We start from the raw sequence: 16,524 nt of genomic DNA on the forward strand, positions 1-16,524 counted from the left end.
TCAGCGTGCAGTGTACTCCTCCAGGGAGTCGCGGAAGCGCACAACCGCCGCTGGAACGTTGCTCACACCGCCTTCGAAGATGCGCCGCGGGGTGACGCCGGAGCCGTAGACGGCCGCATTGGCGTCGTTGTCGATCTTGATCACCGAGCCGTCCAACGCTACACCCGCGAACAGGCCCCGGGCGCGGGAATAGGAATAGATCTCCGCCTTCAGCTGCTGGTCAGTCGCAGCCGACGCGGTGCGCCCCACCGGTCCCGCCGCCGCGGAGGCGTCCGCGCCGATCGTGAACTTGCCGTTGACGATGTTATCCACGCCGCGCTGGGTGCGGAACACCAGGATCACGTCGGTCTTGGAGACGCCGATCTGGAAGCCCACGCTGCCGCCGCCGAAGGAGATGAAGCTGGGGTTGGACCAGGTACCGTCCGGATTCTTCACCGCGATCAGGCCCTCGCCGCGACGCCCGCCGAACACGAAGCCGACCTTGAGCACGTCGGGAATCACGGCGATTGCCCGCGCATCCCGCAGCAGATCGGTGGGAATGGATTTGTCCGGCGCCTGCTCGATCTCGTTGAGCACACGCACGGCATTCTGCGCGCGTTGCTCCGGGGTATCGTCCGCGGCATGTGCGGCGGCCATAGGCAACAGCAACGCAAGGGCAACCAACGACAGGCGACGCAATGCTTTGAACATAGTCAGCTCCGGATTTCTGATGACTCAAGCGTGATCGGGCGATGATACCGGCTTCAGGCGAAGCGCTTATGGCAGACTGGATCGGCTACCCAGCCACCTTCGCTTTCGATGCCACGCAGCCACTATACCGGCCTCGCCGGACCATCCTACGACCAGCCTACCCAGGTTGGCGTATTACTTGTGAACCTTGGCACACCCGAAGCACCCACAGCGCGCGCGCTGCGGCCCTACCTGGCGGAATTTTTGGGCGATCCACGCGTCATCGAATATCCGCGCTGGCTGTGGTGGCTGATCTTGCATGGCGTCATCCTGCGCATCCGGCCGGCGCGTTCGGCGCACGCCTATGCGCGAGTCTGGACAGCGCAAGGCTCGCCGCTGCGGACAGGTTCGGAAAAGCTCACCGTCGCTTTGCAGAATCAGTTGCGCCATGTCGCGGGAGGACCGATCCGCGTAGCGCTTGCCATGCGCTATGGCAAGCCGTCGGTGCGCACGCAGATCGAGCAGATGCAGCGCGAAGGCGTGCGTCGCCTGCTGGTGCTGCCGCTGTATCCGCAATACTCGGGCACGTCCACCGGCTCAGTGATCGATGCGGTCGCCGACACGCTCAAGCAACTGCGCTGGCCGCCGGGATTGCGCATCGTCAACGACTACCACGATGACCCAGGACATATCGAAGCGCTGGCCTCATCCATCAAACATTGGTGGGCGCAACACGGCCGTGGCGACAAGCTGCTGCTGTCGTTCCATGGCATTCCGCAGCGTTACGTAGATGCCGGCGATCCGTATTTCCATCAGTGCCACGCCACGGCCCGCTTGCTGCGCGAGCGGCTTGGCCTGGACGAATCGCGGCTCGCCGTAAGCTTCCAGTCGCGCGTGGGGCGCGAACCCTGGCTGCAGCCGTATACCGATGAAACGGTAAAACGCCTCGCACGCGAAGGCATCAAGCGACTGGATGTCGCCTGTCCGGGTTTCGCCGTGGATTGCCTGGAAACGCTGGAGGAAATCGCGATGCAGAACAGCGAGTTCTTCATCGCGGCCGGCGGCGAAACGCTGCGTTACATCCCCGCGCTCAACGACAGCGACGAACAAGTGTCCAGCCTCGCCGCACTGGTGCTGCGGCACACTCAGGGATGGCCCGAATTCTCATCGAGCGAGGCACGATGAGCGAGTACGCAAATGCGCCTGTCGAGCAACGCATCGCCTTGTCCCATCACCTTTCGCTCACCGCGCAGATCTGGGGCGAAGCCGATGCACCACCGCTGTTAGCGTTGCACGGCTGGCTGGACAACGCCGGCAGTTTCGCCTTCCTCGCACCCAGGCTTGCCAAGCGATTCCGCGTCATAGCACTAGAGTTGCCTGGACATGGGCGCTCCAGCCATTTGCCGGCCGGCATCAGCTATCACTACGTCGATTATGTGAGCGCTGTACTGAGTGCCGCCGATGCGCTGGGCCTGGAACGCTATACCTTGCTGGGCCATTCGCTGGGCGCAGGTATTGCTTCGCTAGCGGCCGCGGCCACGCCACAACGCATCGACCGTCTCTTTCTGATAGAAGGACTCGGTCCGCTAGGCGATGACGGCTCCAACACCTTGCAGCGCTTTCGTGATGCTTATGCCGCGCCGGCAGCCAGCGGCAAATCGCTGCGCGTGTTCCAGAACGTGGCGCAAGCCGTCAGCGCACGCACGGTGGCCAGCGGCTTGCGCGCAGATCTGGCACGGCCGATCGTGGAGCGCGGACTCGCCGAGGCCGAGGGCGGCTATCGCTGGCGCAGCGATCCGCGCCTGACGCGACCCAGCGCCGTACGCCTGGCCGAAAGCCAGATCATGGCGTTGATCGCCGGCATCGAGGCTCCCACCACGTTATTGCTGTCCAAGCCTGTCACGCCGTACTTGCCCAGCGCGATGATGGAAGTGCGTGCGCGGCAAGTACCGCGTATCGCCGTGACGCATATGGATGGCGGGCATCATCTGCACCTTGAGCATCCGGATGCGGTGTCAGCGTGGCTTTTCGATTCCCTCTCCCCGCGGGGAGAGGGTCAGCGTGAAAGATAGATACGTATCAGGCCGAAATAGCCAGGCGCTCGGAGCGATACACCCACGCCGTGACCAAGGTCGCGAACAAGGCCACTACCAAGCCCGTTACCACGCAGTGGGAGATCTGGACAGCCGTGAGCTGCTCACCGCGCAGCAACTGCGTAATGCCTACTTGTTGGCTAAGCAGCGGCACGTAATACATCCAGTTCACGACCTTCACCGGCATCACGCTCAACAGTACCGACGGCAATGCCGGCACCATCATCAAGATCGACAAATAGGTTTGCGCTTCGCGATAGCTTTTCGCAAACGCCGCCACCAGCGTTTGCAAGGAAGCCAGCAGCATGACCAGCGGCAGCATGATCAGCAGCACCTGCATAGCGAAAGACGGCCCGAGATTGATCATCATGCCAAGCCGCTCGGTAGGCACGAATTTGCCACATACGCCAAAGGCGATGACAGAGATCAACAGGCTGGCCAACGAAAACACGCAGATTGCCCCGAGCTTGCCCAGCAGAATTTTCCAGCGCGGCACGGGATTGGCGAACAGCGGCTCCAGCGACTGCCGCTCGCGCTCGCCTGCGGTGAGGTCGATCGCCAGATACATGCCGCCCATGAAAATCGTCAGCACGAAGAAGTACGGCATGATGGCGAACAGTTGCCCGGCACGCGACTGCGGTGTGGATTGATCGCGCTCATCCACGGAGACGGGCGCCATCATCGCTGGCGAAAGGCCACGCGCCACCAGGCGCATGGCGCCCTGATGCCGGCCGTATGTTTCGAGCATCCTCCGCAGACGATCCACTGAACTGCCCGTGTCGCGCTGCGACGAATCGTAGATGAGTTCCACTTGCGAGGTCTCGCCCTTGCGCCAGGATTTGCCGAAATTCTGCGGAATACGCAGCACCACGTCGGCATCCTGATTGCGTACGGCCACTTCCGGATCGGTCATGGCCGGCTGCGGCACCAACCCTTGCTGCTTGAGCGCATCGATCATGTTGGGTGCGTATTGCGCACCGATCACCGGCACCTTGATCGGCTGGTCGGCCTTGTTCAATTCACGCGTGATCACGACGTTCATGATCATCACGAAGAAGATCGGACCAATCAACGGGCCAAAGAGCAGCGCGCTCGTGAGAGTACGACGGTCGCGCAGGTTTTCCTTCACTTCTTTGAAGAAGACAGTCAGCGTAGTTTTCATGCCGCCAGCCCCTCTTCGCTGCCGATGATCTTCACGAAGGCATCCTCCAGATTGGCCTCGCCGGTTTGTGCGCGCAGCGCATCGGGCGTCTCATCCGCCACCACGCGGCCATGCGCGATGACCACGATGCGATCGCACAATGCCGCCACCTCCTGCATGATGTGGCTGGAAAACAGCACGCAACGCCCTTCTTCCTTCAACTGGCGCATGAAATGGCGCATGCTGCGTGTGGCCATCACGTCCAGGCCGTTGGTGGGTTCGTCCAGGATCACGTTTTTCGGATCGTGCACCAGCGCACGCGCAATGGCTGTCTTCACACGCTGGCCTTGCGAAAAGCCTTCGGTACGCCGGTTCGCGATATCGGCCATGTCCAGCGCCTTGATCAGTTGCTCGCGTCGCGTGCGGATAAGTGCTTCATCCATGCCTTGCAGTCGTGCGAAATAGTCGATGTTTTCGCGCGCTGTAAGGCGTTTGTAGAGACCTCGCGCATCAGGCAGCACACCAAGCTGGCGGCGTACAGCCTGCGCATCGCTGGCCACGTCGATGCCATCCACCAACACCTGTCCGCGATCCGGCCGCATCAGCGTGTAGAGCATGCGCAAGGTGGTGGTCTTGCCGGCGCCGTTCGGGCCGAGCAGACCGGTGATCTCGCCGTCGCGCGCCATGAAGCTCACGCCATCCACGGCTTTAACGTCACCGAAATGCTTGTGCAGATCCTTCACTTCGATCATGGCGAGGCTCCGTTGAAATCAACGAACGCGGGCGTTGAACCCAGTTTGTCCAGGCAGCGTGCGTCGAGCTGCGCGGGATCGGGTTTGTCGATGAACTTGCCCAGCAGCTGCGGCATGCAGCCACGACCGAGCAGCGAGTGGCCCTGCCCCTTGAAGACGAGCTGCCGTGCATGCGCCAGGCCCGGCAGGATCTGTTCGCCGTAACGCGGCGGCGTAACCGGATCCAGTTCGCCGGAAAGCATGAGGACTGGCTTGTCGCTCTTCAGTGGCGCGTGGAAATCGTCGGGGCGCGTGCCGCGCGGCCACACATCGCATTGCGCCTTAATCGCGTCGACCAGATGATTGCCCAGCATGGTGTTCTGATCCTGCGGCCGCGGCTGCAGCAAATCGGCATCTTCGCTGCAGATCACACTCATCGACATCCCATTATTCATGTCGCCGCTGAGGTCGCCACTCAGAATCTTTGCCTGACCCAGCAGCGGACCGACGTCGCCATGCGCAGCAGCGTTGATCGACAGCGGCAGCAACGCGGCCGTTTCCGGTTGATACGCAAACATGCGCACCACGCTGACGAGTGAGAATTCGCTCAAGGGGCGCACCACAGTTTCGTAGGTTTCCGGATCGCGAAAGCTCACCGTGTGAGGATTCGCGCGCAAGGCATCGCGAAGCTGATACAGCGTCTGCATCGAATCGCCGAAGCGTTGCTTGCAGGTGGCCACGACTGCGCAGCTGGCGAAATCCTTCTTGAGTGCGTCATCGAGATTGACGGCGAAATCCTGGCCCAGCACGACCTGGTTCGGCACCACCGAATCGAGCACGACGCTGCGCACGCTATCGGGATAATGCTTCAAGTATTGCTGCGCCATGCGCGTGCCGTAAGACACGCCGACGAGGTCCAATGGCGGCGAACCCAGCGCCTTGCGCACATCTTCCAGATCCTGCACGGCGATGGTGGTGGTGTAGTAGCGCGGATCGGCCTTCTGCTTCACCTCTTGCAGGCACGCGGCGACACTCTTGCGTACCTTGTCCAGGTCCACCGTGAGCGCGTTTTCGTCGGAAGCCTCCTCCGCGCTCTTGCAGCTCAACGGATTCGAACTGCCGGTGCCGCGCTGGTCCAGCAGCAGCACGTCGTGATGCTTGCGCACCTCAGCGAAAGCGGGCGCTTCGAGCACCCATGCTTCGGTGGCCGCCTCGCCGGGACCGCCTGCAAGCAGAACCGGCATATCCGGCTCGGGCACCTGCGCATCGCTGCGCGCAATCGCCAGTTTCAGGCCGATGCGGCGGCTATGCGGATCGTCGCGGTTTTCCGGCACCTCGAAGGTGGTGCACCACGCCTGCGCCCTGGCACCGCTGCCCGGACGCCCAAGCTCGCACGACTTGAACGTGAGCGACCCGCGTTGCCACGTGCGCGCGGGTTGCGACGGTTCCTTGGTTTCGGTGCGTGCGTTGATCGGCGCAACATCCGCCGCTTCCGTCACCGCGGCCGGCGGCTCCGCACGATGCCAATGCTGATAAGCCAGCACACCCACTACCGCTACTGCGATCGCTATGCGAAAAACGGTTCTTGCCTTCAAGGCCATGTCTCCCTCACTCCTCTTCGGGCACAAAGATCATTTCGATCGGCATGCCGAACAGGCGCGCGATCTTGAATGCCAGCGGCAGACTGGGATCGTATTTCCCAGTCTCGATGGCGTTGATGGTTTGCCGCGATACATCCAGTTGCTGGGCGAGCTCGGCTTGCGACCAGCCGCGTTCGCCGCGCAATTCACGTACCAGATTGTTCATGACGCTCGCAGCGTTCGCATGAGGCACTCGCCGCTTTGTATCCGACTCATTCGCCGACCTGCCCGCGACGCCGACGCTGCGCAATGGCCAACACCACACCCAGCCCAAGCAGCCCGGCTCCCGTGCCGCATAAAAATCCCAGACGCAACGCATCCAGCGTGGACCGGCAGAGCCAGGCTGCCAGCAAGAGAACGCCGCCGGCAATGATGAAGCTGGCATGTTTTGCCAAGGCGGAATCGCTTTCGCAGAACATGCCTCCACCGTAGCGACGGGCCACCCGCCAGCGTGCCACGCCGTAACAAAGCATGAGTCCAGGAAAAACCCAGATCAGGATCGAACCATCCAGCTTCAGGACATTGGCGGTGCTCAAGAATCCGCCAATCAGGCTAAGCACTCCCACAACCGCCGTCGCAATGCCCAATCCGATCAGGTGCGTCTGCTGCTCGAGCTCATCGCTGGCGCGGATGCGTCGCGCCAACAAGGCGATCACGTAGACCACCGGCACCACTGGCACGAGCGCCAGCAAACATTTGACCGGAAGACTGGCCGCCGTACGCACCAGTGGCCATTCGAGCAGCATGCAGGCCGTGTAGAACCCCATTGCCACCAGCACCCGCCATTCGTACTGCTTCTGGGAAAGTCGCGACATATCGTTCGCCTCAAGCTGTGTCCCGTAAAAAGGCTTGGCGCCGGAAGCGGCCAGCCTGGGCAATGCAAGCTGGATCCTGGTCCATTTCTCCCCTGCCCACACCCTGCGCATGTCAAGCGTGCTTGACATAGAGGCTAGGCAATGCCACGAACGATGTCAAGTGCGCTTGACAAAAAAGCATGCTCGTCCGGGTAAATAACGTAATCCGGCTGACCCTGTACGTCACTTTTTGACGGCACCGCGCCCTGTCACGAGAAGCAGTTCACACTTTTTTCTGACAGGAGTAGGGGAATGTTTTCGAAACGTGTAGGCGACGTGTAGGAAATTAATCGGCTTTCCCCGACAATGTGATAGGGATCACGCTTTGGCCCGGATGTTGCTGAGTTGCTAGCGCAAGGCGTGGGCCTGCCCGTGAGGGGGCGGGGCAACGCCCGGCCCATCGCAACGCTTTACCGAAATCAGTAACTCACCTACACGTTAAAACCAGGGAATCCGCAATGAAAAAGATTGTACTGTCTGCTGCCCTAGCCGCCACATTCGGTGCGGCAGCACTGTTCTCCACCTCGGTGGCCGCCGCCACCACCCCCGATGGCACCATCACCATCACCGGCAAGGTTGTCGCCAACACCTGCACGTTCAGTGTCAATGGCGGCAGCGCCAGCAGCACCGTTCAGTTGCCCGTGGTCTTCACGACCGCCCTGACTTCGGCCGGCAACGTTGCCGGCAACACCCCGTTCACCATCAAAGTGAGTGGCTGCGATCCGAACCTCACCAGCGTGCAGGAACAATTCGGCGGCAACAACATCAATGCTGCCGACGGCAACCTCAAGAACATCGCTACCGCTACGTCTCCTCAGACTGTCGCCGGCAATGTCGAAGTGCAGTTGCTCAGCGGCACCGGCACGGCCATCAATCTCAACACCAATGCCAACTCGCCGGTGGGAACCCTCTCCAGTGGCGGCGTTACGTTGAGCTATCAGGCTCAGTACTACGCCACGGCCGCCGCTACCGCGGGCCTGGTGAACACGACCGTGACGTACACGACCCTGTATCAATAAGTCGCGGAACAGGCGCGCTGCGGCAGGGCAATTTCTGCCGCAGCGTAGTTCCTGCACGCTCCGCCGTTCGCTGATCCCCGAGAGTCCATCCATGAATACCCTCATCCGCGCTGTCCGCGTGGGCCTGCTGACTATGTGCCTTTTCACGGGTGCTGCGAATGCCAGCGTTCTGATCGCAGGGACACGCGTGGTGTTTCCGGCGCGGGATGGCGAAGTCACTGTACGGCTGACCAACGACAACGCCCATCCGGCGCTGGTCGAAGCATGGATCGACAATGGCGATCCCAAGTCCACGCCGGACAAGGTCAGTGTGCCGTTTCTGATCACGCCTCCGCTATTTCGCATGGAGGCGCACAAGGATCAGAGCCTGCGCATCATTTCCACGCCTGCGCAGTTGCCCAGCGATCGTGAGTCGTTGTTCTGGCTCAACGTACTGGAAATACCCCCAAAGCCCAGCGCGGAAGAAGCGGCTGGCAAGAACCTGTTGCAGTTCGCGCTCCGCTCGCGGCTGAAGCTTTTCTACCGTCCTGAGCATCTGCCTGGCGATGCTCAGACGGCACCCGGACAAGTGACCTGGAAGGCTGTCGCAGATGGCCAGGGCTACTCACTGGAAGTGCGCAATCCCACGCCCTACCACGTCACCATCGTCAAGTTGTCCCTGAATGTCGGCGGCAAGTCCTACAGCGCCGACACTGGCATGGTCGACCCGCTCGGCTCGCTGCGCCTCAAGGTAAAGGAACTGACGACGGTGCCAGCAGCGGGTACGTCCGTCGCCTATGACATCGTCAACGATTACGGCGCGACTGCCTCCTTCAAGGGCAATGTCTCGCCGTGACGCATCGTCGGCACACATTTCATGCGCCTAAACATGGTGTGTGTCGCCAGATTTTGCTTTGCGCGGGAATTGCTGCTGCACTGAGCGGTTGGACGAGCGCTTCCGCAGCTCCCGCCGCCGCATCGCCCGAAGCATCCGCTGCTGCCAACGGCGCGGATGCCAGCGCCAGCGGCGGTTACGCCGACTTCGACCGCAGCCTGTTGGCTGGCGCTGGACAGAACACCACGGACCTGTCCCGCTTCGAACACGGCAACCCCGTACTTCCAGGCAGCTACAGCGCGGACATCTACCTCAATAATGTCTGGGTAGGCCGCAGCGACGTACGTTTCGCGGCTCCTTCCCCGAATGTCAGCGCCGTAGCGTGCGTCGACCGCAGGTTGCTCGATCAATTGGGCTTGCACCCGACGAAGCTGCCCGCTGAGACCGTTGCAAGCTTGAGCGACCCGAAAGCCTGCGTGAGCATGGGCAGCTTGATCCAAGGAGCGACCGTCACATTTGACATGACGCAGCTGCGCGTCGATGTCAGCGTACCGCAGGCCTACCTAGGTCAAGTGGCGCGTGGCTACATCAACCCCGAGTACTGGGATGCCGGTGTACCAGCCGCACTGCTGAACTACAACTTCAACAACTACCGAAGCAGCAGCCAGGGCCAGACGCAGACCAGCTCGTATTTGGGACTGAACAGCGGTCTCAATCTCGGCCCATGGCATTTCCGCGAAGACGCCACCGTCAACTGGCAATCGGGAGCTGCCGGTGCGCCGTCCCGCCGCCAGTGGCAAAACATCGATACCTACGTACAGCGCGACCTGTCTTCGCTGCGCGCGAAGCTGACGATCGGCGACAGCTTTACGGATGGCGCCGTCTTCGACAGTTACGGCATCCGCGGCGTACAGCTAGGTACCGACGATCGCATGCTGCCGCAGTCGTTGCAGGGCTATGCTCCTGTGGTGCGCGGCGTCGCGCAGACCAATGCCAAGATCACCGTGCGGCAGAACGGCGTAGTGATCTACGAAACCACCGTGTCGCCCGGTCCGTTCACTCTCAACGACCTCTACCCGACCGGCTATGGCGGCGGCCTGCAGGTGACGATTACGGAAGCTGACGGTCATGTGAGTACCTTCACCGTACCGTATGCCTCAGTGGCGCAGCTATTGCGTCCCGGCATCACGCGCTTCGACATCGCCGTCGGCGAACTGCGCGACGCAACGATCCAGCACAAGCCCGCCGTGGTTCAGGCCACCGTCCAGCACGGCTTCAACAACCTCCTGACGGGATATGCGGGCATAGCGGGCTCGCAAGGTTACGGTGCGCTGCTTGCAGGCGCCGCGATCAATACGCGCTATGGCGCATTCGCGATGGATGTCACTCAGGCCAACGCCCATATCCCGGGTTATTCAACGCAGTCGGGCCAGAGTGTGCGTTTGACCTATAGCAAAATCATTCCGTCGACACAGACGACCCTGTCAGTCGCCACCTATCGCTATTCCACCGGCGGTTTTCTCAGCCTGACCCAGGCCGAACAGGCCCGCGATTACGCGCGCCAGGGCATCAATGCCTTCAATATCGTCTCGCAGCCTGTCGTACAGACGATCGATGGCGTGCCCGTACAGAGTGTATTGACGCCCGCCCAGCAAGCAGCGCTCACTGGAAGTGCGTTCACGACCAATCCGATTATTTCCGCTACAGGCGTAGAACGGCAGCGCAGCAATTTCACGCTCTCGCTCAATCAGCCGCTGGGACGCAATGGCGGTTCGATCTATGCCAACGTGTCTGCCAGCGACTACTGGAACCGGCACGGCAACGACACGCAATTTCAGGTCGGCTACAACAACCACTTCCGCCAGCTCACCTATAGCATCTCCGCGACACGTTCGGTGGACGCATTGGGCCGCTACGACAACGAGTACTTCGTGAGCTTCACGTTGCCGCTGGGTCGCAACACGCACTCGCCGACCTTTACGCTGAACTTCAGCCATGACCAGCAAACTGGCTCGCAGGCGCAAGCGATGCTCAACGGCACGCTAGGCAGCGATAGCCAGTTCAATTACAGCGCCGCAGCGACGCACAGCAGCAGTGGTAGTGGCAACGCCGGCTCGGTGAACGTCGGCTACCGCAGTCCATACGCGGTGTTCAATGCGAGCTATGGCAACGGTAGCGGCTATTCGCAGGCATCGGTGAACATGAGCGGCTCCGTCATCGCGCATCCGGGCGGCGTCACGTTCGGTCAGCCGCTCGGCGACACGGTCGGCATCGTGTATTTGCCGAACGCCGCTGGTGCGCACCTGGCCAACGCCCCCGGCGCACGCGTCGACCACTTCGGCTATGCGGTGGTGCCATATCTGACGCCTTACCAGCTCAATACCATCCAGATTGATCCCAAAGGATTGCCGCTGGACGTGCAGCTCGATGCCACCAGCGCGCAAGTCGTACCCTATGCTGGCGCGGTGGTCATGCTGAAATTCAAGACCGAAAATGGTCGCACGCTCATCGTAAGCGCGCGCCTCAAAGACGGCCAAGCGTTGCCATTCGGAGCCGAAGTGTTCAATGAGAAAGGATTCTCGCTGGGTGTGGTGGGTCAAGCGGGACAGATTCTGCTGCGCGGTGTCGATCAGTCTGGCCGGCTGACCGCGCGCTGGCAGGACGATAATGGGGCGGTACAGTCGTGCTCGTTCGATTATCGACTCGAGCCCAAAGCCAAGCACAAACAAACGACGGTGGGCTACGAACAGATGAGCGTCACATGCACAAAACCCGGCGCCGACGCATTTGTTTTGAGGGATGGCACATGAAATACGCCGTATTTGCCTCGCCTCTCACAAGACGAGTCGCCGCACTATTGCTAGCCGTTGGCCTGTTGTCACCCACGATCTGCTCTGCGTTTATCATCAAGACTGCATCGGGCGGCAAAACCGTACATGCTCAGGTCTTAGCCGCTCAGGTCGCAGGCGGCCAAGCCCCCGCATGCAGCGCATCAACGACCAGCGCAGCCATTAGTCTACCGTCTACCATCAGCATTGCGCCGGGCACGGCCAACGGACTGATTGGCAGTGCCGCGTCCGTAACGGTAAACGTCGATTGCTATACCGCCTTTGCGTTAACGCCAAACTATTACGATGATTTCACGGTACTGGCTGGCCAACTGGCAGCCATCGACTCGACGAATGCCTCTCCAAGCGGAAGCGGCATTATGTTCCAGACCAATGTGCCGGGCATTGATGTGTTGCTCACTGCGACACCTACCCAGGCGAGCAGCGGCAGCAACGGCCCTAATGGCACAACCGGATGGGCAATACAAACCAGTGACTGCACTTCGGCGGGTGGAACACGCAACAATCCCGGAAGTTGCAGTCCAAACCCTATCACAGCCAAATTTACCGCTCAGCTGGTCAAAACCGGCCCGGTGAGTCCCGGCACGATAAGCAGCATCCAACTGCTGCAGCTTTTCGATTCCGATTTTGTACCCCCCAATCCTCCGGGAAATGGCTCGACAACGACGTACAGCAGCGCCTCCGTTTCCTTCTCCACGGTGACGTTAAATGCGATAACCGTATCCATGAGCACCTGCAATGTCGTCGCAGGCTCAAGCAATCTCAGCGTCGCATTGCCAACGATAGTCAGCAACGCATTGCCAACGACCGGCTCCGTGGCTGGCCAGAAGGCTTTCAACATCCAGTACACCTGCCCTTCAGGCTGGGCGCTCTACATGACCATGAGTACGGCCAACCCTGGCACGGCAACCGGCGTGATCATGCCGTCTGCATCTTGCTCTGCCGGCTCGCCAGCGTCGAATGTCGGCATTCAACTGCTGCAAAGCAATCGGCAGGCCGTGACATTCAATACCGCGCAATCGGTCGGCAATTCGCCCAACGGCACGCTCAACCTCACCTACTACGCCCAATACTACGCAACCGGTTCGCCGATTGGCGCAGGTCAAGTTTGCGGTACCGCCACATTTACGATGTCCTATCAGTAAATAGTCGGGTGGCTATTTGCTGAGCGTGCATTAACGCTCAAGTTTTCCTCACCGCGTACCGATAAATGCTCGGCATCACTCATAGGTCTGCGTTACCAGCACCGGATTCGCCGAGCTGGGTTGGGCAGCGCGGACATAGTTGGCGAAATAGTTGAGCACCCGGTCGGGCTCCGAGTCGGACAGACGCACGACATCTACATCGTAAGGCCGGGACGCATTCGCCGTTGCGCTTGTCGCCGTGGTGTCAGAACAGCTTCGTTGAAGCGATTGATGCATCTGGGCAGCGCTGACTACCAGATTCAGGTCGACAGGCATGACCGCAACACTGCACGTCGGCTCCACTACGGCACCGACAAATGTGATTGTTCCGCCTTCGATCGTTCCGCCACCACCTGCCCTCACGGCAGATGACGCGAACACCATCGCGACTGAACAACTCGCCAAGACGAACCAACGCAGACCACGCATGATGCTGCCCTCCACCGGTACACGCGCATCTGCGCGCACCTGAAGGCACCATCGGCAGCGGTGCACCGGCGCTTAAGAGCCTCCGCCGGTGCATGTCACGGAAATGCCAAGTGCATCACACTAATGATAGGTTTCGGCCGTCAAAAAGCCTGCGTGGATGCTTCATGGCTGCAAATGTATAGGTTGCGTGAATTCCTTGTGAAACAAGCAGTTGAACGGATGGGCGAACCATGGATGGAGCGCTGGCAATCCGTCGCGGTGGAATCTGGCCGATGGCGCAATGCTTCGCCGTCCCGAGGGCAGCGGGACGGTTTGGCAGATGACGCCTTAGGGGCCGAAACGTCAGGGCTATGACGTTTGCGCAGTGCTGTGCACCCTCGCACTGGTTGTATCGGCGAGAACCCGACGCACTTGAGTCTCAGTGTGAAATTTTTTGTACGACGATGATCAACGCGAGGAGATGTATTTCTCGCGACGGATCTGCGGCACCGGCAGCCCGAATTCCTTCAGCGCATTGAAGCCCGCATCGACCATGTTGGGATTTCCGCACAAGTAGGCGATATCCCGGCCAGCAGAAGGTTGCAGTTCGGTCAGCACGCTCTGCACATGCCCCGGGCGATCGTTGGGCCGCGGCACAGCGCGCGGCTGACGGCTGAGACAGCCATGGAACGAAAAGCCCGGATGCGTCTTCGCGAATACTTCGAATTCCTCGCCGTAGAGCAGCTCGGTCTCGTTGCGCGCACCATACAGCAGCACGACTTCGCGATCGCCCTTCGCCAGCAGCTTTTCGAACGCTGGCAGCATGGCGCGATACGGCGTGACGCCCGTGCCGGTGGCAAGCAGCAGGTAGCGCGGATGCATGTCGGTGTCCTGCAGGCAGAAGCGGCCATAGGGGCCGCTCGCTTCGATGGTGTCGCCGATGTTCAAGCCGCTCAGTAGCTTGGTGGCCGCGCCGCCATCCACGTAGCTCACTGCGATCTCGATGCGCTGCACCGGCGAATGCCCGTCACCCACGGTGGCGATGGAATAGCTGCGTTTGGTCGCCGTGCCGTCGTCGTAATGGAAGTGAATCTGCAGAAACTGGCCGGGAATGAAGGCAAGCGGCTGTCCGTCAGCGCGCTCGAAGGCCAGATGGCGCACGGCGGGCGCAAGCATGTGGCTGTCGGCGAGGCGCAGGGTGAAGTGTTCGGCCATGCAGGATATCCAGAGGGAAACAGTCAGTACGCCCGGCCGAACGGGTCGTCGGGACAAGGCCCGCTATAATAAGTGGCTTAGCCCCTATGGTGCAGCCCATGTCCCCCACCCCAGCGCTAGTCGTCGAAAACCTGCGCAAGACCTACAGCAACGGCGTCCAGGCCCTCAAAGGCATCAACCTCACGGTACAGCCCGGCGATTTTTTCGCCCTGCTGGGCCCCAACGGCGCCGGCAAATCCACGCTGATCGGCATTCTTTCCTCGCTGGTGAATTCCACCGAGGGCGACGCCCGCATCTTCGGCGTGTCGGTGAACAAACAGCGCAATGAAGCGATGAAGCTGATCGGCCTGGTCCCCCAGGAGATCAACTTCAACCAATTCGAGAAGCCGTTCGACATCTGCGTGAACGAGGCCGGCTTCTACGGCATCCCTCGCAAGATCGCTGCCGAGCGCGCCGAGAAATACTTGAAGGAACTGCGCCTGTGGGAGAAGGCGCAAGACCAGGCGCGCATGCTGTCCGGCGGTATGAAGCGCCGCCTGATGATCGCGCGCGCGATGATGAACGAGCCGCGCCTGCTGATTCTGGACGAACCCACCGCGGGCGTGGATATCGAAATCCGCCGCTCCATGTGGCAGTTCATCAGTGGCATCAATGCAGCCGGCACCACGGTAATCCTTACCACGCATTACCTGGAAGAAGCCGAACAACTTTGCCGCAACATCGCGATCATCGATCACGGCGCCATCGTGGAGAACACCTCGATGAAGTTGCTGTTGTCGAAGCTGGACGTGGAAACTTTCGTGTTCGACGTGAACAACCTGCCGGATCAGATGCCAAGCTTGCCCGGCATCATCTTCCGCCGCATCGACGAGCACACGTTGGAGGCCGAAATGCCGCGCACGCAGGCGATGAACTCGCTGTTCGACGCGCTGACCTCGTACGGCGTTACGGTGCTTTCCATGCGCAACAAGACCAACCGACTGGAGGAGCTGTTCGTGCGGCTCGTCGAGAATGGCCGACAAGAGCAGGGCCGCCAGGAAACGAAGGAGAAGGTGGCATGAGCGGCAATATGTCCGGCAATCTCGTCGCGCTGCAGACCCTCGTTCGCCGCGAAATCGTGCGCATCATGCGCATCTGGACGCAGACGCTGATTCCGCCTGCGATCACGATGACGCTGTATTTCGTGATCTTCGGCAAGCTGATCGGCAGCCGCATCGGCAACATCCAGGGCGAATTTACCTACATGCAGTACATCGTGCCGGGCCTGGTGATGATGAGCATCATCACCAACAGCTACGGCAATATTTCCAGTTCCTTCTTCGGCGCCAAGTTCCAGCGTTCGATAGAGGAGATGCTGGTATCGCCAATGCCTAACTGGGTGATCCTGCTGGGCTACGTGACGGGCGCCGTGGCGCGTGGCCTGGTGGTAGGCCTGCTGGTGCTGGTGATTGCGTTGTTCTTCACGAATCTGCACGTCGCCAACGTGCTGATCACGTTGCTGTCGGTGTTGTTCGGCGCCACGATTTTTTCGCTGGCCGGCTTCGTCAATGCCATCTACGCGAAGAAATTCGACGACATCGCGCTGGTGCCCACCTTCGTGCTCACCCCGCTCACCTATCTCGGTGGCGTGTTCTATTCGGTGAACATGCTCAGTGAACCGTGGCAGTCGATTTCACGCATCAACCCGATCTTGTACATGGTCAATGCGTTCCGCTTCGGCGTGCTCGGCATCAGCGACGTGCACATCGGCGTGGCATTCGGCGTGATGCTGCTGTTCGTGATCGGGCTTTCCTGGTTTGCGTTGAATTTGCTCAAGCGCGGCGTGGGGTTGCGTTCGTAACAGTAGGTTGAGGGGGCCCCGGACTTGATCCGGGGAAACCCCAAACCTACTAGCGGCGATGCGATTC

The 16,524-nt window shown here is 60.7% G+C and carries 15 protein-coding genes and 1 pseudogene; 9 read left to right on the forward strand and 7 right to left on the reverse strand.

Annotation, left to right across the window (positions count from 1 at the left end; translation table 11 throughout):
• Positions 1–3: 3 nt before the first annotated feature.
• Positions 4–678 (reverse strand): annotated as a pseudogene (locus ISP18_RS15400) (lipid-binding SYLF domain-containing protein); the annotation flags it as partial.
• 120 nt (positions 679–798) lie between these two features.
• Here ISP18_RS15400 and hemH point away from each other — a divergent pair.
• A complete protein-coding gene (gene hemH, locus ISP18_RS15405) occupies positions 799–1,854 on the forward strand; it encodes a ferrochelatase (protein ID WP_380013804.1) in 1,056 nt (351 codons plus the stop codon).
• On the forward strand, positions 1,851–2,741 hold the full coding sequence (locus tag ISP18_RS15410) for an alpha/beta fold hydrolase (protein ID WP_380013807.1): 891 nt from the start codon (positions 1,851–1,853) through the stop codon (positions 2,739–2,741). Before hemH ends, ISP18_RS15410 begins: the two co-directional genes overlap by 4 nt.
• A 7-nt stretch (positions 2,742–2,748) precedes the next feature.
• Here the strand turns inward: ISP18_RS15410 and ISP18_RS15415 are convergent, their stop codons facing one another.
• The 5 genes from ISP18_RS15415 to ISP18_RS15435 are packed head-to-tail and all read right to left on the reverse strand — an operon-like array spanning position 2,749 to position 7,089.
• The gene (locus tag ISP18_RS15415) at positions 2,749–3,924 is read right to left on the reverse strand and encodes an ABC transporter permease (protein WP_380013810.1); all 1,176 of its coding nucleotides are present in this window, start codon (positions 3,922–3,924) and stop codon (positions 2,749–2,751) included.
• Positions 3,921–4,655, reverse strand: coding sequence for an ABC transporter ATP-binding protein (locus tag ISP18_RS15420; RefSeq protein WP_380013813.1), 735 nt, complete (start codon positions 4,653–4,655; stop codon positions 3,921–3,923). Before ISP18_RS15420 ends, ISP18_RS15415 begins: the two co-directional genes overlap by 4 nt.
• Entirely contained in the window at positions 4,652–6,235 is a 1,584-nt protein-coding gene (locus ISP18_RS15425) for an alpha/beta fold hydrolase (RefSeq protein WP_380013816.1), read from the reverse strand. The genes ISP18_RS15420 and ISP18_RS15425 overlap by 4 nt, the downstream gene beginning before the upstream one ends.
• Before the next feature lie 7 nt (positions 6,236–6,242).
• On the reverse strand, positions 6,243–6,440 hold the full coding sequence (locus ISP18_RS15430; protein ID WP_380013819.1) for a helix-turn-helix transcriptional regulator: 198 nt from the start codon (positions 6,438–6,440) through the stop codon (positions 6,243–6,245).
• 46 nt (positions 6,441–6,486) lie between these two features.
• Positions 6,487–7,089 carry a hypothetical protein gene (locus ISP18_RS15435; RefSeq protein ID WP_380013822.1) on the reverse strand — a complete coding sequence of 201 codons (603 nt, stop codon included), beginning with the start codon at positions 7,087–7,089 and terminating at the stop codon, positions 6,487–6,489.
• Positions 7,090–7,586: 497 nt separating this feature from the next.
• On the opposite strand from ISP18_RS15435, the gene ISP18_RS15440 reads away from it, so the two are divergent.
• The 5 genes from ISP18_RS15440 (at position 7,587) to ISP18_RS15460 (ending at position 13,466) form a co-directional block, all read left to right on the forward strand.
• The gene (locus ISP18_RS15440; RefSeq protein WP_380013825.1) at positions 7,587–8,147 is read left to right on the forward strand and encodes a fimbrial protein; all 561 of its coding nucleotides are present in this window, start codon (positions 7,587–7,589) and stop codon (positions 8,145–8,147) included.
• A 91-nt stretch (positions 8,148–8,238) separates the two neighbouring features.
• Positions 8,239–8,982 (forward strand): fimbrial biogenesis chaperone, encoded by a 744-nt coding sequence (locus tag ISP18_RS15445; protein WP_380013828.1) that lies wholly within the window; start codon positions 8,239–8,241, stop codon positions 8,980–8,982.
• Between the two features lie 38 nt (positions 8,983–9,020).
• Positions 9,021–11,771 (forward strand): fimbria/pilus outer membrane usher protein, encoded by a 2,751-nt coding sequence (locus ISP18_RS15450; RefSeq protein WP_380013831.1) that lies wholly within the window; start codon positions 9,021–9,023, stop codon positions 11,769–11,771.
• Entirely contained in the window at positions 11,768–12,955 is a 1,188-nt protein-coding gene (locus ISP18_RS15455; RefSeq protein ID WP_380013834.1) for a fimbrial protein, read from the forward strand. Before ISP18_RS15450 ends, ISP18_RS15455 begins: the two co-directional genes overlap by 4 nt.
• Positions 12,956–13,268: 313 nt before the next feature.
• A complete protein-coding gene (locus ISP18_RS15460; RefSeq protein WP_380013837.1) occupies positions 13,269–13,466 on the forward strand; it encodes a hypothetical protein in 198 nt (65 codons plus the stop codon).
• 404 nt (positions 13,467–13,870) lie between these two features.
• Here ISP18_RS15460 and ISP18_RS15465 read toward each other — a convergent pair whose 3' ends face one another.
• Positions 13,871–14,617, reverse strand: coding sequence for an FAD-binding oxidoreductase (locus tag ISP18_RS15465; protein ID WP_380013840.1), 747 nt, complete (start codon positions 14,615–14,617; stop codon positions 13,871–13,873).
• 98 nt (positions 14,618–14,715) lie between these two features.
• Here ISP18_RS15465 and ISP18_RS15470 point away from each other — a divergent pair, with 98 nt between their 5' ends.
• Positions 14,716–15,678 carry an ABC transporter ATP-binding protein gene (locus ISP18_RS15470; protein ID WP_380013843.1) on the forward strand — a complete coding sequence of 321 codons (963 nt, stop codon included), beginning with the start codon at positions 14,716–14,718 and terminating at the stop codon, positions 15,676–15,678.
• The gene (locus ISP18_RS15475; protein ID WP_380013846.1) at positions 15,675–16,457 is read left to right on the forward strand and encodes an ABC transporter permease; all 783 of its coding nucleotides are present in this window, start codon (positions 15,675–15,677) and stop codon (positions 16,455–16,457) included. The genes ISP18_RS15470 and ISP18_RS15475 overlap by 4 nt, the downstream gene beginning before the upstream one ends.
• Positions 16,458–16,524 lie beyond the last annotated feature (67 nt).

The sequence above is a fragment of the Dyella humi genome (genome assembly GCF_044904605.1).
GTDB classification, from domain to species: domain Bacteria; phylum Pseudomonadota; class Gammaproteobacteria; order Xanthomonadales; family Rhodanobacteraceae; genus Dyella_B; species Dyella_B humi.